The 22,492-nt window shown below is 68.3% G+C and carries 19 protein-coding genes; 15 read left to right on the forward strand and 4 right to left on the reverse strand.

The features are described from left to right. The first annotated feature begins 5 nt into the window (after positions 1-5). The 13 genes from ftsL (at position 6) to lpxC (ending at position 15,662) form a co-directional block, all read left to right on the forward strand. Complete coding sequence (ftsL, locus tag ACVCMC_RS16895) at positions 6-266, forward strand: cell division protein FtsL (protein WP_395121244.1); 261 nt, start codon at positions 6-8, stop codon at positions 264-266. Next, positions 266-2,080 (forward strand): peptidoglycan D,D-transpeptidase FtsI family protein, encoded by a 1,815-nt coding sequence (locus tag ACVCMC_RS16900; RefSeq protein ID WP_395120103.1) that lies wholly within the window; start codon positions 266-268, stop codon positions 2,078-2,080. Before ftsL ends, ACVCMC_RS16900 begins: the two co-directional genes overlap by 1 nt. Then, entirely contained in the window at positions 2,077-3,582 is a 1,506-nt protein-coding gene (locus tag ACVCMC_RS16905) for a UDP-N-acetylmuramoyl-L-alanyl-D-glutamate--2,6-diaminopimelate ligase (RefSeq protein WP_447098153.1), read from the forward strand. The genes ACVCMC_RS16900 and ACVCMC_RS16905 overlap by 4 nt, the downstream gene beginning before the upstream one ends. Then, positions 3,579-4,961 carry a UDP-N-acetylmuramoyl-tripeptide--D-alanyl-D-alanine ligase gene (locus ACVCMC_RS16910; RefSeq protein ID WP_447098154.1) on the forward strand — a complete coding sequence of 461 codons (1,383 nt, stop codon included), beginning with the start codon at positions 3,579-3,581 and terminating at the stop codon, positions 4,959-4,961. The genes ACVCMC_RS16905 and ACVCMC_RS16910 overlap by 4 nt, the downstream gene beginning before the upstream one ends. Further along, positions 4,951-6,051, forward strand: a complete 1,101-nt coding sequence (gene mraY / locus ACVCMC_RS16915; protein WP_395120100.1) for a phospho-N-acetylmuramoyl-pentapeptide-transferase — start codon at positions 4,951-4,953, stop codon at positions 6,049-6,051. The genes ACVCMC_RS16910 and mraY overlap by 11 nt, the downstream gene beginning before the upstream one ends. A 129-nt stretch (positions 6,052-6,180) precedes the next feature. After that, positions 6,181-7,416, forward strand: a complete 1,236-nt coding sequence (gene ftsW / locus ACVCMC_RS16920; RefSeq protein ID WP_395120099.1) for a putative lipid II flippase FtsW — start codon at positions 6,181-6,183, stop codon at positions 7,414-7,416. A 23-nt stretch (positions 7,417-7,439) separates the two neighbouring features. Then, positions 7,440-8,546: an undecaprenyldiphospho-muramoylpentapeptide beta-N-acetylglucosaminyltransferase gene (gene murG, locus ACVCMC_RS16925; protein ID WP_395121242.1), complete on the forward strand. Its 1,107-nt coding sequence runs from the start codon at positions 7,440-7,442 to the stop codon at positions 8,544-8,546. Beyond that, the gene (gene murC, locus ACVCMC_RS16930; RefSeq protein ID WP_395120098.1) at positions 8,543-9,982 is read left to right on the forward strand and encodes a UDP-N-acetylmuramate--L-alanine ligase; all 1,440 of its coding nucleotides are present in this window, start codon (positions 8,543-8,545) and stop codon (positions 9,980-9,982) included. The genes murG and murC overlap by 4 nt, the downstream gene beginning before the upstream one ends. Continuing rightward, positions 9,982-11,046, forward strand: coding sequence for a D-alanine--D-alanine ligase (locus ACVCMC_RS16935; RefSeq protein WP_447099527.1), 1,065 nt, complete (start codon positions 9,982-9,984; stop codon positions 11,044-11,046). The genes murC and ACVCMC_RS16935 overlap by 1 nt, the downstream gene beginning before the upstream one ends. Continuing rightward, complete coding sequence (locus ACVCMC_RS16940) at positions 11,043-11,777, forward strand: cell division protein FtsQ/DivIB (RefSeq protein ID WP_395120097.1); 735 nt, start codon at positions 11,043-11,045, stop codon at positions 11,775-11,777. The genes ACVCMC_RS16935 and ACVCMC_RS16940 overlap by 4 nt, the downstream gene beginning before the upstream one ends. A gap of 10 nt (positions 11,778-11,787) precedes the next feature. Next, on the forward strand, positions 11,788-13,020 hold the full coding sequence (ftsA, locus tag ACVCMC_RS16945) for a cell division protein FtsA (protein ID WP_447098155.1): 1,233 nt from the start codon (positions 11,788-11,790) through the stop codon (positions 13,018-13,020). A gap of 123 nt (positions 13,021-13,143) precedes the next feature. After that, positions 13,144-14,322, forward strand: coding sequence for a cell division protein FtsZ (ftsZ, locus tag ACVCMC_RS16950; RefSeq protein WP_447098156.1), 1,179 nt, complete (start codon positions 13,144-13,146; stop codon positions 14,320-14,322). A 425-nt stretch (positions 14,323-14,747) separates the two neighbouring features. After that, on the forward strand, positions 14,748-15,662 hold the full coding sequence (gene lpxC, locus ACVCMC_RS16955) for a UDP-3-O-acyl-N-acetylglucosamine deacetylase (protein ID WP_395120094.1): 915 nt from the start codon (positions 14,748-14,750) through the stop codon (positions 15,660-15,662). Positions 15,663-15,878: 216 nt separating this feature from the next. On the opposite strand, the gene ACVCMC_RS16960 is transcribed toward lpxC, so the two are convergent. Continuing rightward, a complete protein-coding gene (locus ACVCMC_RS16960; RefSeq protein WP_447098157.1) occupies positions 15,879-16,361 on the reverse strand; it encodes a DciA family protein in 483 nt (160 codons plus the stop codon). Positions 16,362-16,388: 27 nt separating this feature from the next. Between ACVCMC_RS16960 and ACVCMC_RS16965 the strand changes: the two genes are divergently transcribed. Both ACVCMC_RS16965 and secA read left to right on the forward strand, forming a co-directional pair. Continuing rightward, positions 16,389-17,318: a peptidoglycan DD-metalloendopeptidase family protein gene (locus ACVCMC_RS16965; RefSeq protein WP_447098158.1), complete on the forward strand. Its 930-nt coding sequence runs from the start codon at positions 16,389-16,391 to the stop codon at positions 17,316-17,318. A gap of 182 nt (positions 17,319-17,500) precedes the next feature. Then, positions 17,501-20,233 (forward strand): preprotein translocase subunit SecA, encoded by a 2,733-nt coding sequence (gene secA / locus ACVCMC_RS16970; RefSeq protein WP_447098159.1) that lies wholly within the window; start codon positions 17,501-17,503, stop codon positions 20,231-20,233. Positions 20,234-20,329: 96 nt separating this feature from the next. Here secA and ACVCMC_RS16975 read toward each other — a convergent pair whose 3' ends face one another. The 3 genes from ACVCMC_RS16975 to rsmA are packed head-to-tail and all read right to left on the reverse strand — an operon-like array spanning position 20,330 to position 22,425. Further along, positions 20,330-21,181 carry a symmetrical bis(5'-nucleosyl)-tetraphosphatase gene (locus tag ACVCMC_RS16975; RefSeq protein WP_447098160.1) on the reverse strand — a complete coding sequence of 284 codons (852 nt, stop codon included), beginning with the start codon at positions 21,179-21,181 and terminating at the stop codon, positions 20,330-20,332. Between the two features lie 15 nt (positions 21,182-21,196). Then, on the reverse strand, positions 21,197-21,580 hold the full coding sequence (gene apaG / locus ACVCMC_RS16980; protein ID WP_395120089.1) for a Co2+/Mg2+ efflux protein ApaG: 384 nt from the start codon (positions 21,578-21,580) through the stop codon (positions 21,197-21,199). A 53-nt stretch (positions 21,581-21,633) separates the two neighbouring features. Continuing rightward, positions 21,634-22,425: a 16S rRNA (adenine(1518)-N(6)/adenine(1519)-N(6))-dimethyltransferase RsmA gene (gene rsmA / locus ACVCMC_RS16985; RefSeq protein WP_447098161.1), complete on the reverse strand. Its 792-nt coding sequence runs from the start codon at positions 22,423-22,425 to the stop codon at positions 21,634-21,636. Positions 22,426-22,492: the final 67 nt, after the last annotated feature.

Genomic DNA, 22,492 nt, shown 5'->3' on the forward strand with positions numbered 1-22,492 from the left:
AGCTGATCAGCACCGTGATCTGCGCACTCCTGCTGGTGGCCGCGGTGGCCAGCGCGCTGGGCGTGGTGTGGACGCGCCACGAAAGCCGCGTGCTGTTCGTGCAACTGACCCAGCTGCAGAACCAGCGCGACGACCTCAACATCGAATACGGCCGCCTGGAACTGGAGCAGGCCACCTACGCCGAGCCGCGTCGCATCGACGACGAGGCACGGCAGAAGCTGGGCATGGTCGATCCGCGCCCGCAAGACATCCGGTTGCTGCGCTGATGGACATGCGCAAACACGCCAAGCCAGCCGCACGCGGTCGCCGCCAGGCGAGCGGCCCCAGCGCGCGCCGGCGCATGTATCTGGTCGCCGGCCTGCTCGGGCTTACCGCCACCGGCCTGGTCGCGCGAGCGTTCGACCTGCAGGTGGTACGCAAGCAGTTCTACCAGCGCCAGGGCGACGCGCGCTTCCTGCGCGAGATGCCGATCCCGGTCTCGCGCGGCACCATCTTCGACCGCAATGGCGAGCCGCTGGCGGTGTCGACGCCGGTGACCTCGATCTGGGCCAATCCCTCCGAGGTGCTGGACAACGACCAGCGCATCCCGGATCTGGCGCGCGCGCTGGGCGTGAATGCGGACGAGCTGAAGAGCCGCCTGGCCCAGCGCTCGGACCGCGAGTTCGTCTATCTGCGTCGCCAGATGTCGCCCGAAGCCGCGCAGGCGGTACTGGACCTGGGCATCCCCGGCATCAACGGCCAGCGCGAGTTCAAGCGCTTCTACCCATCCGGCGGGGTCACCGCGCACGTGCTGGGTTTCACCAATATCGACGACCACGGCCAGGAGGGGCTGGAGCTGGCCTACGACGACTGGCTCTCGGGCAAGCCCGGCGCCAAGCGGGTGATCCGTGACCGCATGGGCCACGTGGTGGAAGACGTCGAGCAGGTGCGCGCACCCAAGCCGGGACGCAACCTCACCCTCAGCATCGACCGGCGCATCCAGTTCCTGGCCTACAGCGAACTGAAGAGCACCGTGGACAAGTTCCAGGCCGATTCGGCCTCGATGGTGATCCTCGACGTGCATACCGGGGAGGTGTTGGCGATGGTCAACCTGCCCACCTACAACCCCAACGCGCTCGACTCCAGCCGCGCCGGCCAGCGCCGCAACCGCGCGATGACCGACGTGCTCGAACCGGGCTCGACGATCAAGCCGATCCTGATGGCCGCGGCGCTGTCCAGCGGCAAGTTCACCCCCACCAGCCCGATCATCGACACCACCGGCGGACACTGGTTTTTCCAGGGCCACGACATCCACGACACGCACAACTACGGCCTGCTGACGCCGACCGGCGTGATCACCAAGTCCAGCAACGTGGGCGCGGCGCACATCGCGATGGATCTGGACACCACGCTGATGTACGACACCTACCGCGCCTTCGGTTTCGGCAACAGCACCAACAGCGGCTTCCCCGGCGAAGCCTCCGGCTACCTGCGCATCGGCGCCGACTGGCGGCCGCTGGAAAAGGCCATCCTCGGCTACGGCTACGGCCTCAACGTCACCGTGCTGCAGCTGGCCAACGCCTACGCCACCATCGCCGACAACGGCCTGATGCATGGCCCGAGCTTCATCAAGGACGCGGAGACGCCCTCGCGCCAGATCATCTCGCCCGAGGTGGCGCACGAGCTGATCGGGATGATGGAGACCGTGACCGGCCCCGGCAGCACCGCGCCGCAGGCGCGCATCGCCAATTACGCGGTCGCCGGCAAGACCGGCACCGCGCACAAGGCCAACGCCGGCGGCTACGACAAGCACAGCTACACCGCGGCATTCGCCGGCATCGTGCCGGCCACCAACCCGCGCCTGGTCGGCGTGGTGGTGGTCGACAACCCGAGCAAGGGCAGCTACTACGGCGGCATGGTCTCCGCGCCGGTGTTCTCGCGCGTGATGAGCGGTGCGCTGCGCCTGCTCGACGTGCCGCCGGACAACATCGGCCGCTGGTACGTCGGCGGCCCGCTGCAGGGCGCCGGCGGCCTCGCGGGCAGCAAGCCGCCGGTCGAAGCGCCGATCGACGACGCGCCGATCGACGAGGGCACGCCATGAGCACCGGCCACCTCGATCAGCTGCTGCTGGGGATCGCCGATGCGCAGCTGGCGGCAAACCCGGCGGCGGCGCGCATGGTGGTGTCCGGCATGACCCTGGACTCGCGCCAGGTGCGCCGCGGCGATGCGTTCTTCGCGCTGCGCGGCGGCCGCGCGCACGGCATCGCGTTCGCCGCCAACGCGGTGCAGCGTGGTGCCCGCGTGGTGCTGGCCGAAGCCCCGGCCGAGGATGTCGCGGCGCTCGACGTGCCGGTGCTGTGGATCGACGACCTGCATGCGCAGGTGGGCGAGATCGCGGCGCGCTTCCACGACCGGCCCAGCGAGTCGATGCGCGTGGTCGGCGTCACCGGCACCAACGGCAAGACCTCGTGCGTGCAGTTGCTGGCGCAGGCCTGGACGGCGCTCGGCCACCGCGCCGCGACCATCGGCACGCTGGGCGCCGGCGTGCATGGCCAGTTGCTCGAAGGCGAGCGCACCACGCCCGACGCGATCAGCGTGCAGGCGCTGCTGGCGCGCTTCCGCGATGCCGGCGTCAGCCACGTGGCGATGGAAGTGTCCTCGCACGCGCTGGTGCAGGGGCGCGTGGCCGGGGTGGAATTCGAGGCGGCGGCCTTCACCAATCTCACCCGCGACCACCTCGACTATCACGGCTCGATGGAAGCCTACGGCGCGGCCAAGGCCATGCTGTTCGCGATGCCGGGCCTGCGCGTGGCAGCACTCAACAGCGACGACGGCTTCGGCCGCGAACTGGCCGGCACGCTGCCCGACAACCTGCGCGTGCTGCGCTTCAGCGCGGCCGGCGAGAGCGCGGCGGATGTCGCCGCCGAAGACGTGGTGACTTCGGCCAGCGGGCTCAGCTTTCAATTGCGCACGCCGTGGGGCAGCCGCGCACTGCACAGCCACCTGCTCGGCCGCTTCAACGTCGCCAACCTGCTCGCCGTGATCGCCTGCCTTGGCGCACTGGGCGAACCGTTCGAACGCATCGTGCAGGTGGCCGGGCAGTTGCAACCGGTCAATGGCCGGATGAACCGGTTGGGCGGATGGCACGGCCTGCCGCTGGTGGTAGTCGACTATGCGCACACGCCTGATGCGCTGGAGCAGGCGCTGACCGCCCTGCGCGCGCATTGCGCGGGCAAGCTGATCTGCGTGTTCGGTTGCGGCGGCGAACGCGACACCGGCAAGCGCCCGCTGATGGGCGCGATCGCGGCGCGGCTGGCGGACATCGCCATCGTCACCGACGACAACCCGCGTGGCGAGGACGGCGACGCGATCGTGGCGCAAATCGTGGCCGGCATGGCCGACGCAAAGGCGATGGCGGTCCAGCGCGATCGCGCGGTGGCGATTGCCGACGCGCTGGAGCTGGCCCGCGCCGGCGACGTGGTGCTGATTGCCGGCAAGGGCCACGAAACCTACCAGGACGGCGCCACCGGCAAGCATCCGTTCGACGATCTGGCAGTGGCGCGCACCGCGCTGGACCGGCTGGGCCGGGAGTCGCACGCATGATGCGGCTGGGCGCCATCGCGATGTGGCTGCACGGTCGCCTGCTCGACGGCGACGCGACGTTGGAGCAGGCCGAGATCACCGGCGTGGCGATCGACACGCGCAAGCTGCGCCCGGGCGAACTGTTCGCGGCGATCAAGGGCGAGCACGTGGACGGCCACGACTACCTGGACGAAGCGCTGGCCCGCGGCGCGGTGGCGGCGCTGGTGACGCATCCGGTCGACAGCGCGCTGCCGCAGCTGCGCGTCGACGACGTCGAGGTGGCGCTGGGCGACCTGGCCAGCGCGGTGCGCGCGCAACGCGACGTGCGCGTGGTCGGCATCACCGGTTCCAACGGCAAGACCACGGTGAAGACCCTGGTCGCCTCGATCCTGTCGCGCCATGGCCGCACGCACGTCAGCAGCGGCAACTACAACAACGAGCTGGGCCTGCCGCTGAGCCTGCTGGCAATGCCGCGCGACACCGAATACGCGGTGTTCGAGATGGGTGCGGGCAAGCCCGGCGACATCGCCTATCTCGCTGCCATCGCACGGCCAGATATCGGCCTCGTCACGCTCATCGCGCCGGCCCATCTTGAACGCATGGGCAGCATCGAGGGCGTGGCCGAAACCAAGGGCGCGCTGTACCAGGCCTTGCCGGCCGACGGCATTGCCATCATCAACGCGGACGACAGCTTTGCCAGCTTCTTCGGCGGGCTCGCCGGTGCGCGCAAGACGCTGCGTTTCGGCCTGGAGCAACCGGCCGACGTGCGCGCCGGTGCGATCGAACTGCGCGCCGACGGTTCGCGCTTCATGCTGCACACGCCGGCGGGCGAGGCCGAGGTGAATTTGCCGCTGCCCGGTCGCCACAACGTGGCCAACGCACTGGCCGCCACTGCGGTGGCGCTGGCGTTGCAGGTGCCGCTGGAAACCATCGTTGCCGGGCTGGAGCAGGTTTCCGGCGTGGCCGGTCGCCTGCGCCGCCTGGTTGCCGTCGGCGGCTGGATGGTCATCGACGACAGCTACAACGCCAACCCCGGTTCCATGGCGGCTGCCATCGACACGCTGCTGCTGGCCGGCGGCGAGCGCTGGCTGGTGCTGGGCGACATGGCCGAGCTGGGCGCGGACGCGCGTGCGCTGCATGCGGGCATCGGTGAGCGGGCGCGCGAGCGCGGCGTCGATCGCCTGTTCGCGGTCGGTCCGCTGGGCGCGGCCACGGTGGAGGCGTTCGGCGCCGGCGGCGAGCATTTTTCCGACAAGCCGGCCCTGATCGACGCGCTGCGCGCGCAGCTGCATGCGGGCGTCACCTGCCTGGTCAAGGGTTCGCGTTCGGCCGGCATGGAACAGGTGGTGGCCGCGCTCATTGCCGCGCCCGCCCACGGAGGTGCGAACGATGCTGCTTGAGCTGGCCGACTGGATGGCGCGGCATTTCACCGCCCTGCATCTGTTCCAGTACATCACCTTCCGCGCCATCATGGCTGCGCTCACCGCGCTGTCGCTGTCGCTGCTGTGCGGGCCGTGGCTGATCAACCGCCTGGCCGCGCTGAAGGCCGGCCAGGTGGTGCGCAGCGACGGTCCGCAGACGCACCTGGTCAAGGCCGGCACGCCGACCATGGGCGGCGTGATGATCCTGCTCTCGGTCACCGTGGCCACCCTGCTGTGGGCCGACGTGCACAACCGTTACGTATGGGTGGTGCTCGGCGTGCTGCTGAGCTTCGGCGCGATCGGTTTCTACGACGACTACCGCAAGCTGGTGCTGAAGGACAGCCGCGGTCTGGCCAGCCGCTGGAAATATTTCTGGCAGTCGGTGTTCGGGCTCGGCGCGGCGCTGTTCCTGTTCTACACCGCGCCGCACGCCGTGCATGGCGCCACTGTGGCGGAGACCGCGCTGTACGTGCCGCTGTTCAAGCACGTGGTGGTGCCGCTGGGGCTGTTCTTCGTGGTGATCACCTACTTCATGATCGTGGGCTTCTCCAACGCGGTGAACCTCACCGACGGGCTGGATGGGCTGGCGATCATGCCGACGGTGCTGGTCTCTGGCGCGCTGGGCGTGTTCGCCTACGTGGCCGGCAACCGGGTGTTCTCCGAGTACCTCGGCGTGCCGGCGATTCCCGGCGCGGGCGAGCTGGCGATCGTCACCGGCGCGCTGGCCGGGGCGGGGCTGGGCTTCCTGTGGTTCAACACCTATCCGGCGCAGGTGTTCATGGGCGACGTGGGCGCGCTGGCGATCGGCGCGGCACTGGGTTGCATCGCGGTGATCGTGCGTCAGGAGATCGTGCTGCTGGTGATGGGCGGCGTGTTCGTGATGGAAACCGCCTCGGTGATGATCCAGGTGGCCAGCTTCAGGCTCACCGGCAAGCGGGTGTTCCGCATGGCGCCGGTGCACCACCACTTCGAACTGAAGGGCTGGCCCGAGCCGCGCGTGATCGTGCGCTTCTGGATCATCTCCGTCGTCCTCGTGCTGGTCGGTCTTGCCACGTTGAAGGTGCGCTGATGAAAGCCGGGAATAGGGAATCGGGAATAGGGAATGGGAAAGAGCGCGCAGTGCGTCGCGACCGTGCGCCCGCATGCTCTTCCCATTCCCTATTCCCTATTTCCTATTCCCTCGCAGCGGAGCAAGCAAATGTTTGACGCCGCCTCCCAGGCTCGTCGTCGCAATGGCCCGCGGGGGCATTTCGACCCGTGGCTGCTGGTTGCGCTGGTGGGGCTGGCCAGCATCGGGGTGGTGATGGTGGCGTCCAGTTCGATCGCGGTGGCGGACAGCCAGGAGCTGGGTGCGTTCTATTTCCTGCGCCGGCACCTGGTGTTCCTCGGGATCGGCATGGTCGCGGCCGGGTTGGCCATGCGCACGGAGCTGCGGCTGCTGGAGAAGTACGCGTTTCCGCTGCTGGCCCTGGCGTTCCTGCTGCTGCTGGCGGTGTTCGTGCCGCACCTGGGCATGCGCATCAACGGCGCGCGGCGCTGGCTCAACCTGCTGGTGACCACGTTCCAGCCGGTGGAGGCGGTGAAGCTGATCCTGGTGATCTACATCGCCAGCTATCTGGTACGCCACCGCGACAGCGTGGAGAACCGTTTCCTCGGCCTGATCAAGCCGATCGCCGTGGCCGGCATCATCGTGCTGCTGCTGCTGGTGCAGCCGGATTTCGGCTCGGCCACGCTGGTGATCGCGGTGACCATCGCGATGGTCTGGCTGGGCGGGGCGCGGCCGATCTTCCTGTTCCTGATGGGCTTGCCGCTGATGCCGCTGCTGTACATCGCGGCGACCGGCGAGAGCTACCGCATGAAGCGGCTGACCTCGTTCCTCGACCCATGGAAGGACCCGTTCAACGACGGCTTCCAGCTGACCCAGTCGCTGATGGCGATCGGCCGCGGCGAGTGGGACGGCGTGGGCCTGGGGTCCAGCGTGCTGAAACTCTCCTACCTGCCCGAGGCGCACACCGATTTCATCTTCGCGGTGATCGGCGAGGAGCTGGGGCTGGCCGGCGTGGTGCTGGTGATCGGCCTGTTCGCGCTGGCCGTGTGGCGCGGCCTGCAGGTGGGCCTGAAGGGTGTCGACGTGGGCCAGCGCTTCGCCGGCTACGTGGCGTTCGGCGTGTCGCTGATGCTGGCGATGCAGGCGATCGTGTCGGTGGGCGTGAACCTCGGCGCCTTGCCGACCAAGGGCCTGACCCTGCCACTGATCAGCTACGGCGGCTCCTCGATGGTGCTCACCTGTGCCATGGCCGGCGTGCTGCTGCGCGCCACCTTCGAGATCAACCGCGCGCTGGACGCCCGCCAGATGGCCACGCGCATGCCGGCAGCCGTGACCGTGGCCGACGCGAATGCCGCGGTGACGCCGCGCGAGGCGGAGGCCGCATGAACGCCGCGACGCGGGAATCGGGAATGGGCGAAGACCGGCGCGGGGCGCGGCCTGCTTTTGCCGATCCGCGACCGGTGCTCATCATGGCCGGCGGCACCGGTGGACACATCTTCCCGGGACTGGCGGTGGCCGAATGCCTGCGCGGGCAAGGTGTGCCGGTGGCGTGGCTGGGGGCGGTCGGCGGGATGGAGACGCGGGTGGTGCCGGCGCACGGGATCGAGTTGCACACGGTGGCGGTGGGCGGTTTGCGCGGAAAGGGCTGGAAGACCCGGCTGCTGGCGCCGCTGATGCTGCTGCGCGCGCTTCTTGCCTCGCTGGCGTTGCTGCGGCGGCTGCGTCCGCGCAGCGTGCTGTCGATGGGTGGCTACGTGGCCGGCCCCGGCGGTCTCGCCGCGTGGCTGCTGCGGCGGCCGCTGCTGGTGCATGAACAGAATCGCGTGGCCGGTTTCACCAACCGCAAGCTGGCCGCATTGGCGCGCCGCGTGCTGGCCGGCTTCGACGGCGTGCTGCCGCAGGCGCAGTGGGTCGGCAATCCGGTGCGTGCGGTGATCGGCGCGCTGCCGCCGCCGGCGCAACGCATGGCCGATCGCCCGGGTGCGCCACGCCTGCTGGTGCTGGGCGGCAGCCTTGGGGCGCGTGCGCTGAATCTCGCGGTGCCGCAGGCGCTGGCCCGACTCGAACCCGGGCAGCGTCCCGAGGTGTTGCACCAGTGCGGCAGTCGTGGCCTCGACGAGGCACGCGCGGCGTATGCGCAGGCCGGCGTGGAAGCGCGCGTGGTGGCCTTCATCGACGACATGGCCGATGCCTACGGCTGGGCGGACCTGGCGGTCTGCCGTGCTGGTGCGCTGACCCTGGCCGAACTTTCCGCCGCCGGGCTCGGCGCCTTGCTGGTGCCGTTTCCGTACGCGGTGGACGACCACCAGACGCGCAACGCGGAGGTGCTTGCGGCGGTCGGCGCCGCCGAGATCATGCAGGAGAATGCACTGGACAACCAACAACTGGCGCAGCGGTTGGCTGCGCTGCTCGGCGATCGAACCGCCCTGCTGGCCATGGCCGAAGCGGCACGCACGCTGGCCAAGCCCGACGCGGCGCAGGTGATCGCGCGCGCCTGCACGGAGGTGGCTGCATGAGCCGGCTCTCCGCCCAGCAGGACCCGATGAGCACGTTTCGCCGGGTGCATTTCATCGGCATCGGCGGCGTGGGCATGAGCGGCATCGCCGAGGTGCTGCACAACCTGGGCTACGCGGTGTCCGGTTCCGACCGTGCCGGCTCACCCACGGTGCAGCGGCTGCAGCGGCTGGGCCTCACCGTGCACGTGGGCCACGCCGCGGAGAACGTCGCCGGCGCCGACGTGGTGGTCACCTCCAGCGCGATCAAGGCGGACAACCCGGAGCTGGCTGCTGCTCTCGCGGCGCGCATCCCGGTGATCCCGCGTGCGGAAATGCTGGGCGAGCTGATGCGTTTTCGCCGCGGCATCGCGATCGCCGGCACGCACGGCAAGACCACCACCACCAGCCTCACCGCCAGCGTCCTGGCCGAGGCCGGTTACGACCCGACCTTCGTGATCGGCGGCCAGCTCAATGCGGCCGGCGCCAACGCGCGGCTCGGCACCGGCCAGTACCTGGTGGCCGAAGCGGACGAGTCGGACGGCTCGTTCCTGCTGTTGTCGCCGGTGATCGCCGCGATCACCAACATCGACGCCGACCACCTGGAGAACTACCACGGCGACTTCGCCGAGGTGAAGAAGGCGTTCGCCGATTTCCTGCACCGGCTGCCGTTCTACGGCCTGGCGGTGCTGTGCGTGGACGACCCGGAAGTGGCCGCGCTGGCCAAGGCCACCAATCGCCGGGTGATCCGTTACGGCATCGACAGCGCGGACGCCGACGTGCGCGCGCTGAACCTGCGCCAGCAGGGTTTCGAGATGCATTTCGAACTGCAGTTGCCCGATGGCGCGGCGGCCGTGCCGGTCACGCTGAACCTGCCCGGGCGGCACAACGTCCTCAACGCGCTGGCCGCCGCCACGATCGGCTGGCAGCTCGGTGTCGAGGTGGCGGCGATCGCCGCCGCACTGAAGGGTTTCCAGGGCGTGGGCCGGCGCTTCCATCGGCGCGGCGAGCTCGCCATCGATGGCGGCCGCGTGCTGCTGGTCGACGACTACGGCCACCACCCGCGCGAGATTGCGGCGGTGTTCGCGGCGGTGCGCGGCGGCTGGCCGGAGCGGCGCCTGGTAGTGGCCTTCCAGCCGCACCGCTACAGCCGCACGCGCGACCTGCTGGACGATTTTGCCAACGTGCTGGCCGACGCCGACGTGCTGGTGCTGACCGATGTGTACCCGGCCGGCGAGGCGCCGATCGCCGGCGCCGACGGCCGCGCGCTGGCGCGTGCCGTGCGTGCGCGCGGCAAGGTCGACCCGGTGCTGGTCGAGCATCCGCGCGAGTTCCGCACCAGCCTGCCCAGCCTGCTGCACGACGGCGACCTGTTGCTGCTGCTCGGCGCCGGCGACATCGGCGCGGCGGCGGTCGAGCTGGCGAACGCCGGCCAACTCAAGACGAAGGGGGCCGCATGATGGCCGCAATCACGAATCCGGGCACCTCCCGCATCACCGATCCCGCGCAGTTCGGCCGTGTGGCGGTGGTCATGGGCGGCAGCTCGGCCGAGCGCGAGGTGTCGCTGGATTCCGGCCGCAACGTGCTGGTCGCACTGCGCGCGCGCGGCGTCGACGCGCATGCGATCGACGGTATCCCGGCCCTGCTCGACGCGCTGCGCGCGGGCCACTTCGCGCGTGTGTTCAACATCCTGCACGGCCAGCACGGCGGTGGCGAGGATGGCGTGCTGCAAGGTGCGCTGGAATCGCTGCACGTGCCGTACACCGGTTCGGGCGTGCTCGGTTCGGCGTTGTCGATGGACAAGACCCGCTCCAAGCGCGTGTGGCAATCGCTGGGCCTGTCCACGCCGACCTTCGCCGCGCTGCCGCGTGGCGCGGACGTGCTCGCCGCGGCGCGGCGGATCGGCTATCCGCTGATCGTCAAGCCCGCATGCGAAGGCTCCAGCGTCGGCGTGACCCGGGTGTTCGCCGAGCAGGACCTGGCCGCGGCGGTCGAATTGGCCGAGCGCTATCCGGGCGATCTGCTGATGGAAACCCTGATCGAGGGCGACGAACTCACCGTCGCCATTCTCGGCCGCCAGGTGCTGCCGAGCATCCATATCGTGCCCAAGGGAGCGTTCTACGACTACAACGCCAAGTACGTGGCCGAGGACACCCAGTACATCTGCCCCGGTGCCGAAGGTGCCGCGGCGGACGAACTGGCGGTGCTGTCGCTGGCTGCGTTCGACGCGCTGGGTTGCGCCGGCTGGGGCCGCGTCGACGTGATGCGCGACCGCAACGGCCGTCCCTGGCTGCTGGAGGTCAACACCGCCCCCGGCATGACCTCGCACTCGCTGGTGCCCAAGGCCGCCGCCGCCGCCGGCATCGACTACCAGGAACTGTGCTGGCGTGTGCTGGAAACAAGCTTCCAGCGGGAATGGGGAATAGGGAATAGGGAATCGGAACATCAAACAGCAGACGCCGGCTCTGCCTATTCCCCATTCCCTATTCCCTATTCCCGCGACTCCGAAGGAGACGCAAAGTGAAAGGCCCCATCCGCCTCGCTGCCTGGTGCCTGGCGATCGCGCTCGTCGCGTTGCCGGTCGTCGGGTTGCTGCGCGGGTGGTTTGCCGCCGATCGCTGGCCGGTGACCCAGCTGACCGTGCAGGCGGAGTTCAAGCACGTCACTGCTGCCGAGATCCGCACGGCGGTGCTGCCGCGACTGGGCAAGGGTTTCTTCGCGCTGGATCTCGATGCGGTGCAGAAGGCTGTCGCCGCGTTGCCGTGGGTGGAGTCGGTGGAGGCGCGCAAGCGCTGGCCCGATACCTTGCAACTGCGCATCTACGAGCGCCAGCCGTTCGCGCGCTGGAATGACAGGCAGCTGATCAGCCGCCAGGGCCGCGTGTTCGACGCCCCCGGCGTAGATCAGTTGACCGCCTTGCCCGGCCTGAGTGGTCCGGATGCGCGGCTGGCCGAGGTGGTGAGCTTCTACGCCGATGTCAGCAAGGCGTTTGCCGGCACCCACCTGCGCATCAATGGCGTGGCGCTGACCGAACGCGGCAGCTGGAGCGTCACCACTGGCAGCGGCGCGCGCATCGTGATCGGCGACCGCGAGCAGGCCGGCCGCCGGCTGCATCGTTTCCTCGACGTCTACCCGCAGCTGATCGCCGGCCATGCCGACGGCTTCGTTTACGCCGATCTTCGCTACACCAACGGCTTTGCCGTGCGCTGGCCCGACGCGGCCGGCGCCCCGGCTGGAGGTTCACCCCGCTCATGACTGTCTCGCCATGAAAACGCGCAATGAAAAGCAGCTGGTCGTCGGCCTGGACATCGGCACCTCCAAGGTGGTGGCGATCGTCGGCGAGTACGAACCGGGCGAGCCGATCACCGTGATCGGCATCGGCACCCACGTCTCGCGCGGCATGAAGCGTGGCTCGGTGGTCGACATCGAATCGACCGTGCACTCGATCCAGCGCGCGGTGGAGGAGGCCGAGCTGATGGCCGGTTGCGACATCCGATCGGTCTACGCCTCGATCTCCGGCAGCCACCTGGAAACGCGCAACTCGCACGGCAACGCGGCGATCCGCGAGCGCGAGGTCACCGCCGCCGACCTGGAACAGGTGCTAGAGGCCGCCAGCGCGGTGGCGATCCCGGCCGATCGCAAGGTGCTCTACAAGGAGTCGCAGGAATACCGCATCGACGGCCAGGACGGCATCCGCCGCCCGGTCGGCATGAGCGGCGTGCGACTGGAGGCCAACGTGCACCTGGTCACCGGCGCTGCCGCCGCGGTGCAGAACATCTCCAAGTGCATCCAGCGCTGCGGACTCACCGTCGATGAGCTGGTTCCTTCCGCGCTGGCCAGCGCCAAGGCGGTGCTGACCGACGACGAGCGCGAGCTCGGCGTGTGCCTGGTCGACATCGGCGCGGGCACCACCGACATTGCGATCTACACCCAGGGTTCGATTCGCCACACCGCGTCGCTGCCGGTCGGCGGCGACCAGGTCACCAGCGACATCGCCTACGGCGTGCACACGCCTACCGCGCACGCGGAGGAGATCAAGATCAAGTACGCCTGCGCGCTGACCGGGCTGGCGCATGCGGAGGAAACCATCCAGGTGCCCAGCGTCGGCGATCGTCCACCGCGCCGGCTGGCGCGGCAGTCGCTGGCGCAGAGCGTGCAGGCGCGCTACGAGGAAATCTTCGAGATGGTGCAGGACCAGTTGCGCCGCTCCGGCTACGAGAGCCTGGTCGCCGCCGGCGTGGTGCTTACCGGCGGCGCCTCGAAGATGGAAGGCGCGCTGGAGCTGGCCGAGGAGATCTTCCACAAGATGGTGCGCATCGGCCTGCCGCAGCAAGTCGAGGGTCTCGGCGAGGTGGTTTCCAGTCCGTTGCATGCCACTGGCGTAGGTCTGCTGCTGCATGGCGCGCGCGCCGGCGGCGCGCGGGTCGGCGGACCGGTGGGCAGCAGCATGGGCGGGATGGTCGACAAGCTGCGCGGCTGGCTCACGCGGAATTTCTAGCAATGCGGTTTCGGGCGGCGCAGGAGCTGCCGCCCCGGGTGGAAGGAAATCCACCCACCACCACGGGCCGACAGGAGTCGCTCCCCGCGGTTAAAACGACAACAACTCTACGGAGGACGGGAAATGTTTGAACTGATCGATAAACTTGCACCCAATGCAGTCATCAAGGTGATCGGCGTGGGCGGCGGCGGTGGCAACGCCGTGGCGCACATGCTCAACGCCAACATCGAAGGCGTCGAGTTCGTCGTCGCCAATACCGATGCCCAGGCGATGACCAACTGCGGCTCGCGCACCCACCTGCAACTCGGCGGCAACGTGACCAAGGGTCTCGGCGCCGGCGCGAATCCCGAGGTCGGCCGGCAGGCCGCGCTGGAGGACCGCGAACGGATCGAGGCGATGCTCGAAGGCGCCGACATGGTGTTCATCACCGCCGGCATGGGCGGCGGCACCGGCACCGGCGCGGCGCCGGTGGTGGCGCAGCTGGCCAAGGAGAAGGGCATCCTGACGGTCGCGGTCGTCACCAAGCCGTTCCCGTTCGAGGGCCGCCGGCGCATGCAGGTCGCCCTGAAGGGCATCGAGGACCTGTCGCAGCACGTCGACTCGCTGATCACCGTGCCGAACGAGAAGCTGCTCAGCGTGCTCGGCCGCGAGGTCACCCTGCTCAACGCGTTCAAGGCCGCCAACGACGTGCTGCAGGGCGCCGTGCAGGGCATCGCCGACCTGATCACCGCCCCTGGCCTGATCAACGTCGACTTCGCCGACGTGCGCACCGTGATGTCGGAGATGGGCCTGGCCATGATGGGCTCGGGCACCGCCCGCGGTGACGATCGCGCCCAGGCGGCGGCCGAGGCGGCGATCAAGAACCCGCTGCTGGAGGACGTCAACCTGAACGGCGCCTGCGGCATCCTGGTCAACGTCACCGCCGGTCCGAACCTCACCATGCGCGAGTTCGACGAGATCGGCCGCATCATCCACGACTTCGCCAGCGAAGACGCCACCGTGGTGATCGGCACCTCGCTGGACCCGGACATGAAGGACGACGTGCGCGTGACCGTGGTGGCCACCGGCCTCAACCGCGCCAATGCCTCGCGCAGCCAGCCGCCGATCCGCATGGTCGAAACCCAGCAGATGCAGATGCGTCCGCGCCCGGTGGTGCTGCGCACCGGCACCGGCAACGAGGTGGTGGACTATGCCCAGCCGGAGGTGCAGGCTCGGACCGAGTCCAGCGCAGCGGCCAAGCATGGCGATGCCGGCCTCGATTACCTGGACATCCCGGCATTCCTGCGCCGGCAGGCTGATTGAGGAGCATTGCGGAGCATGTCGATGCGTTGAACGATCGCCCGCCGGGTCGGTCAGTCACTCCATTGCCTCACGAATGGCTGCCTTGCGGCAGGCCGTTTGCAAGGTCCGCGATGGCGCGACGATGGCTGCGGCGACGGCGGTTGGTTGGCACCCGATGCCGTGCGCCGGGATGGGCGCGCGGGGCAGGGCCGCGGATTTGTCGCCGCGGTGCCGAAGCGATGTCCCGGGCCGGATTCCCGTCCCAGGCCCGGGCTTCGCTCCTTATCTTTCGGCGCTGGCGGGCGCCAAATGTGCGCCAGTTCCCAAGGATGAAAGAAAGATGAAGGCTTAACCAGACTGTACGGTGCGGTTTGCTTTTATCCCAGGTTAAAACTGTGTTAGCATCCGCTCCTGATTGGCTGCTGCCTCCACGGGTCCCAACAATAATGATCAAGCAGCGTACGCTTAAAAACATCATCCGGGCGACCGGTGTCGGCTTGCACACGGGCGACAAGGTCTACATGACCTTGCGTCCCGCCGCGCCGAACACGGGCATCGTTTTCCGTCGGACGGATCTCGATCCGCCGGTGGACATCCGCGCACGCCAGGACAACGTCGGCGACACACGCCTGTCCACCACGCTCATGAATGGTGAAGTGCGCGTGGCCACCGTCGAACACCTGTTGTCGGCGATGGCCGGGCTCGGCATCGACAACGCCTACGTCGACCTGTCGGCGCCGGAAGTGCCGATCATGGATGGCAGTGCGGGACCGTTCGTGTTCCTGCTGCAGTCCGCCGGCATCGAGGAGCAGCCGGTGGCCAAGCGCTTCATCCGCATCAAGAAGCCGATCAAGGTGCAGGAAGGCGACAAGTGGGCCAGCTTCGAGCCGTTCGAAGGCTTCAAGGTGGGCTTCTCGATCGACTTCAACCACCCGATCATCTCCAAGCGCACCTCGCGCGCCGAGATCGACTTCTCCACCACCTCTTTCGTCAAGGAAGTCAGCCGCGCGCGCACCTTCGGTTTCATGCGTGACATCGAGATGCTGCGCGAGCACAACCTGGCGCTGGGCGGCTCGATGGACAACGCCGTGGTGCTCGACGACTACCGCGTGCTCAACGAGGACGGCCTGCGTTACGAGGACGAGTTCGTCAAGCACAAGATCCTGGACGCCATCGGCGACCTGTACCTGCTCGGCCACAGCCTGATCGGCGCCTATCACGCGCACAAGTCGGGCCACGAGTTGAACAACAAGCTGCTGCGCGCCCTGATCGCCGATGCCTCGGCGTGGGAAGAGGTCAGCTACCACGAGGATCCGGCGGTGTCGCCGATCTCCTACGCCCACCCGGCCCAGGCGATCTGACACCCGAAACCACGCCGGCCTGTTCCGGCACTGCCCACCCGAATGGCCGGATCGCAAGATCCGGCCATTTTTGTTGACCGCGACACACTCGCCGCGCGGGTTGGGTCACAGCCCGGCGAGGGCTGGACTTTTCATTAACTCTTCACGTGGTATAAACGCAGCTCTCGCGGGTTCGGCCGCGGCGGCAAGACGCGGCGCGTCTCGCAGGAACGCCCTTCAGTACGAGGGTTTCTCGGGGGAATCAGCGGTTTCGGCGAAGGACGCCAGCTGAAGGAACAGATCCCGCCATTCGGGGTCTGTGGACGAGGCAGCGGCAGCCCTGAGGTGGGCGGCCGCGGCTGGCGAAAGCGGTTTTGACTGCTCCGGCACGGTAACGGCCGGTGGTTGGGGAGCCACTTTCACGGTGACTGAACTGGCGCAGGCGCCGACGGCGCTTGCGGAGGCAAGGATCTGTGCCTGCATCAAGCGCAGGCGTGACGCCCAGGCCGGTGAAGACGCCAGGAAGACGAGGCGGTTGTTGCGCAGATTGGCGAATCTGACCTGTTCGCGCAGCGGCGATGGCAACGTCTGGCGCAGTGCGCGGTCCAGCGCTTCCAGCGCGTCGGCCTTTCGGGCCAGCGACGCGAAGGAGCCGCAATCGGCAAGGGATTTCGGTCCGTTGTCGCGGCGACGGGAAGTGGCGGGTTCCGCGCGGTGCATGGTGCCGACATTCGATTTTGGAAAGACATGCAGATCATACTCGTCTCACGTGCCCGCAAGCTGCCTAAAACCCTGGATCTGGCCAGCCGGCGGGTGCGCTGGAAGCTGTTCTCGATGTTGTCGCTGGGCGTGTTGGGCTGCCTGGCCCTGGGCGGCGCGCTGACCCTCGCCATCGCCAGCCCGCGCGACCGCGCGCTGAGCCAGATCCACGACCTGCAGCAGCAGATCCGCCGGCAGAACGCCGAACTCGGCGGCGTGCGCGCGGATGCGCAGCGCAGCCTGGACGCCCTGGCGCTCAAGCTGGGCCAGCTGCAGGCGCAGTCGACCCGCCTGAACGCGCTCGGTGAGCGCCTGGTGCAGGTGGGCAAGCTCGACAGCGGCGAGTTCAACTTCGACCAGCCGCCCGCCGTCGGTGGTGTCGAGGACACCAGCAGCACCGGTTACGCCATGCCGCCCTCGCTGGAGGTCGGCATCGACCGCCTCACCGGCCAGTTCAACGTCCAGCAGGCGCAGTTGTCGGCGCTGCAGAGCCTGTTGCTCGATGCCCGCATCGAGTCGAACCTGAAGCCCACCGGCATGCCCGTGCATGGCTACATCTCATCCTATTTCGGCGTGCGTCCCGACCCGTTCGACGGCCAGTCGGCGCGGCACACCGGCATCGACATCGCCACGCCGTTCGGCACGCCGGTGCATGCCGTGGCCGAAGGCATGGTGACCTTCGCCGGCGTGCGTCGCGGCTACGGCAACGTGGTCGAGATCGACCACGGCAACGGCTACATGACCCGCTACGCCCACAACAGCAAGCTGGACGTGCATCCCGGCCAGCATGTGCAGGTCGGCGACGTGATCGCGCAGGCCGGCTCCACCGGCCGCTCCACCGGCTCGCACGTGCATTTCGAGGTCTGGTACCACGATCGCGTGGTCAACCCGCTGGCGTTCGTGCGCAGCCACCGCTAGGGATGCCCTGATCCCTTGAATCCGGTCCCGGCAGCCGCCAGTTCCTGACGGTTCGCCGGCGTTCCCGCGCGGCGCGGGCACCTCCATCCCGCCAGAGCGGGTGAGCCGTACCGGGCATGTAGTAACATGCCCGATTGGCTCGCGCGTGCAGCGGGCGTCTTGTTCCCCCAACCGGAAAATCGATGTTCAATCGTGCCCTGACGAGTCTGTTTGGCAGCCGCAACGAGCGTGTGCTGCGTCAGCTTTCACGTACGGTCCATCGCATCAATGCGCTGGAACCGGAGATGGAGAAACTGGACGATGCCGCGTTGCGCGGCAAGACTGCCGAGTTCAAGCAGCGTTACGCCGCCGGCGAATCACTGGACAAGCTGCTGCCGGAAGCCTTCGCGGTGGCCCGCGAGGCCTCGCGCCGCACCCTGGGCATGCGTCCGTACGACGTGCAGTTGATCGGTGGCATGGTGCTGCACCAGGGCAAGATCGCCGAGATGCGCACTGGCGAAGGCAAGACCCTGGTGGCGACGCTGCCGGTATACCTCAACGCGATCGCGGGCAAAGGCGTGCACGTGGTCACCGTCAACGACTACCTGGCGCGGCGCGACTCGGCGCAGATGAGCAAGCTGTACAACTTCCTCGACCTGACCGTCGACGTGGTGTACCCGGGCATGGACCACGCCGACAAGCACGCGGCGTATGCGGCCGACATCACTTACGGCACCAACAACGAGTTCGGCTTCGACTACCTGCGCGACAACATGGCGCTCAGCAAGGAGCAGCGCTACCAGCGCGGCCTGCATTACGCCATCGTTGACGAGGTCGACTCGATCCTGATCGACGAGGCGCGCACGCCCCTGATCATCTCCGGCCCGGCGGAGGATTCCCCGCAGTTGTACATCGCCGTCAACAAGATCGTGCCGCGGATGATCCGCCAGGCCGAGGAAGACAGCGAGGGCGACTACTGGGTCGACGAGAAGCAGAAGCAGGTGCATCTGTCCGAGGCCGGCATGCAGCACGCGGACGAGCTGCTGCGCGAGGCCGGCGTGATCGACCAGGACAGCGGCCTGTACGACTCCAAGAATCTCGCGGTGGTTCATCATCTCAACGCCGCCCTGCGCGCCAACGGCATCTATCAGCGCGACGTCGACTACATCGTGCGCGATGGCGAAGTGATCATCGTCGACGAGTTCACTGGCCGTACCCTGGCCGGCCGACGCTGGTCCGACGGCCTGCACCAGGCGGTCGAGGCGAAGGAGGGCGTGCCGATCCAGCGCGAGAACCAGACGCTGGCCACGGTGACGTTCCAGAACCTGTTCCGCATGTACAAGAAGCTGGCCGGCATGACCGGCACGGCCGATACCGAGGCGTTCGAGTTCCAGAGCATCTACGGCCTGGAGGTGGTGGTGATCCCCACCCACAAGCCGATGATCCGCAAGGACAACCCGGACATGATCTTCCTGTCGCAGACACCGAAGTACAACTCGGTGATCGAGGACATCAAGGACTGCCACAAGCGCGGCCAGCCGGTGCTGGTCGGCACCACCTCGATCGAGGTGTCCGAGCTGCTGTCCGGGTTGCTGAAGAAGGCGGGCGTGGCGCACGAGGTGCTCAACGCCAAGCATCACGAGCGCGAGGCGCACATCGTGGCGCAGGCCGGCGCGCCCGGCCAGGTCACCATCGCCACCAACATGGCCGGCCGCGGTACCGACATCGTGCTCGGCGGCAGTCTCGAGGCCGCGCTGGCCGAACTGCCCGAAGGCGCCAGCGAGGTGGACCGCGCGCGCGTCAAGGCCGAGTGGAAGAAGCGGCACGAGCAGGTGCTGGCCGCCGGCGGCCTGCACATCATCGGCACCGAGCGGCACGAATCGCGGCGCATCGACAACCAGCTGCGCGGCCGCTCCGGCCGCCAGGGCGACCCGGGCTCCTCGCGCTTCTACCTGTCGCTGGAGGACAACCTGCTGCGCATCTTCGGCGGCGAAGGCCTGGTGCGCTGGATGAAGCGCTTCGGCATGAAGGACGACGACGCGCTGGAAGATCGCATGATCAGCCGGCAGATCGAGAAGGCCCAGCGCAAGGTCGAGCAGCACAACTTCGACATCCGCAAGCACCTGCTGGAGTTCGACGACGTCGCCAACGACCAGCGCAAGGTGATCTACACCCAGCGTGACGAATTGCTGGAGGGCGAGGAGGTCGCGGCCACCGTCGCCGACATCCGCGAGGATGTGGTGCAGACCCTGGTTCAGACCTACGTGCCGCCGCAGACCATCGACGAGCAGTGGGATATCGCCGGCCTGGATCGCGAGCTGGAGAGCCAGTTCAACCTGTCGCTCGACCTCAAGCACTGGGTCGAGCAGCAGAGCGAGATCGACGCCGAGATGATCCGCAAGCACGTGGACGAGGCGGTCGCCGAGCTGTTCCACGGCAAGGAGGCGCAGATCGGGGCCGAGACCATGCGCCAGCTCGAAAAGCACGTGATGCTGACCGTGGTCGACAACGCCTGGAAGGACCATCTTTCCAGCATGGATTACCTGCGCCAGGGCATCTCGCTGGTGGGCTACGCGCAGCAGGACCCGAAGCAGGCGTTCAAGCGCGAGGCGTTCAAGCTGTTCTCCGACATGCTGGCGCGGATCAAGTCCGAGGTGGTGCAGATGCTTGCGCGCATCCGCATCCGCAGCGAGGAGGAAGTCGCCGCGATGGAGGCCGAGCAGCAGCGCATGGCCGAGCGCCTGCAGAAGCAGATGCTCGCCACCGGCGGCGGCGCGCCGCCCGATGCGTTCGGCAGTGCCGGCGCGGCCCCGGAAGACGGTGCCCACCTGGCCGCACAACCGGTGCAGCATGCCGGCCCCAAGGTCGGCCGCAACGAGCCATGCCCCTGCGGCTCCGGCAAGAAGTACAAGCATTGTCACGGACAGCTGAGCTGAGACAGAAAGCAGGAGTGAGTGGAGAGGAGTGAGGAGTGAGAGAAAGCTGTCCGGCCCGCTCTCACTCCTCACTCCTCTCCACTCACTCCTCGCCTTTCAGTCCTCGCCGCCTGGCGGCCGCTTGCGATGCGGCTCGGCGTTGACGGTGATGTAGTGCGTCCCCTCGCCGTCCAGTTGCAGTGCGGTGAGCTTGCCGCCCCAGACGCAGCCGGTGTCGATCGCGTGCACGCCCAGTCCGTCGAATCGGCCCAGCGCCGACCAGTGGCCGCAGACGATACGCACGTCGCGTCGACGCATGCCGGGCACGGCAAACCACGGGTACAGGCCGGGCTTCTGCGTGCCGGGGATGCCCTTGGCGTCGAAGTCGATGCGCCCGTTGACGTCGCAGTAGCGCATGCGCGTCATGGTGTTGATGGTGGCGCGGTAACGGTCCTGGCCCTGCAGCCGGCTCGACCACTGCGCGGGACGATTGCCGAACAGGTTGCGCAGCAGGCGCGGGTGGCGCGGACTGGACAGCTCGCGCTCGACCTCCTGGGCGGCACGCAATGCCTGGCGCAGCGTCCACACCGGTGCGAGGCCGGCATGCACCATCGCCCAGTCGAGCTGTTCGTCGTGGTGCATCAGCTTCTGCGAGCGCAGCCATTCGAACAGCACCGGTGCATCGTCGGCAAACAGCACCTCGCGCAGTTCGGGGTTCACCCGCGCCTGCGCCTCCGGCTTGCGCTGCGCGATCGCCAGCAGGCTGAGGTCGTGGTTGCCCAGCGTGACAACGCACGAGTCGCGCAGGTCGTGGATCAGTCGCAGTGTTTCCAGCGACTGCCCGCCGCGGTTGACCAGGTCGCCGCAGAACCACAGCTGGTCACGCGCGGGGTCGAAGCGCAGTTTCTCCAGCAGGCGTTGCAATTCGGGATAGCAGCCCTGCACGTCGCCGATGGCGTACGTAGCCATGTCAGTCCCGGGCCATCAGTGCAGCGTACGCGGGATGGACAGGGTGAAGGTCGGGATCGGCGCCTCGAACTCGGTGCCGTCGTCGGCGAGCATCTGGTAGCTGCCGCCCATGATGCCCACCGGCGTCTCCAGCACCGCGCCGGAGGTGTATTCGAAATCCTCGCCGGGGCGCATCCACGGCTGTTCGCCGACCACGCCGTCGCCGCTCACTTCCTCGACCTTGCCGTTCGCGTCGGTGATCTGCCAGCGCCGCGCGAGCAGGCGCGCCGGCAGCTGGCCGGCGTTGCGCAAGGTGATGGTGTAGGCGAAAACGTAACGGTTGTCCCCGGGCCTGGACTGGTCGGGAACGAAGCGGGTTTGCACCTGCACGTCGATCGTGTAGGGGGATTGTTCGGTCATGCCCGGATTGTAAGGCCTGCGCTCGCCAATGGGGCGGCGCGTGCGCGACGGCTTCACTGCGCCGGCGGAACGACCTTGGCCAGGCGCACGAAATCCGCCGGCGACAGCGTCTCGGCGCGTGCGCGCGGGTCCACGTCGGCGCGCCGGATCGCGTCGCTGTCCATCACCTGCTTGAGTGCGTTGGACAGCGTCTTGCGCCGTTGCGCGAACGCCGCCTTCACCACGGCATAGAGTTGCGGCGGGTCGGCGTCGTGCCGTTGTTCCGGCGACAGCGGCTGCAGTCGCACTACGGCGGAGTCGACCTTCGGCGGCGGCCGGAACGACTCCGGCGGCACGTCGAACAGCGGTTCCACCCGGCACGCCAGCTGCAGCATGACCGACAACCGGCCGTACACTTTGCTGCCCGGTGCGGCAGCCATCCTGTCGACGACTTCCTTCTGCAGCATGAAGTGCATGTCCTCGATCGCCGCCGCGTGCTCGACGCAGTGGAACAGGATCGGGCTGGAGATGTAGTAGGGCAGGTTGCCGGCCAGCCGCAACCGCGGCACGCCGTGACTGTGCGCCATCGCGGTGAAGTCGACCTTCAGCACGTCGGCGTGCAGGACGTGCAGCGCACCGACCGTGGCGGCGCGCGCACGCAGGGCGGGGATCAGGTCCGTGTCCAGCTCGATCGCCGTGAGCTTGCCTGCCGCGCCCAGCAGGGGCAGCGTCAGGGCGCCTTCGCCCGGGCCGATCTCGACCAGGAAATCGTCGTCGCGCGGTGCGATCGCCGCGACGATGCGCTCGATGCATTGGCGGTCGTGCAGGAAGTGCTGGCCGAAGCTTTTCTTGGGGCGTGCGGTCATGGGGCAGAGCGAGCAGTGAGAAATGAGGAGTGAGGAGTGAGTGTGTGGAAGGTCGGGGAGATGAGTG

This window comes from Rhodanobacter sp. UC4452_H20 (assembly GCF_052978205.1).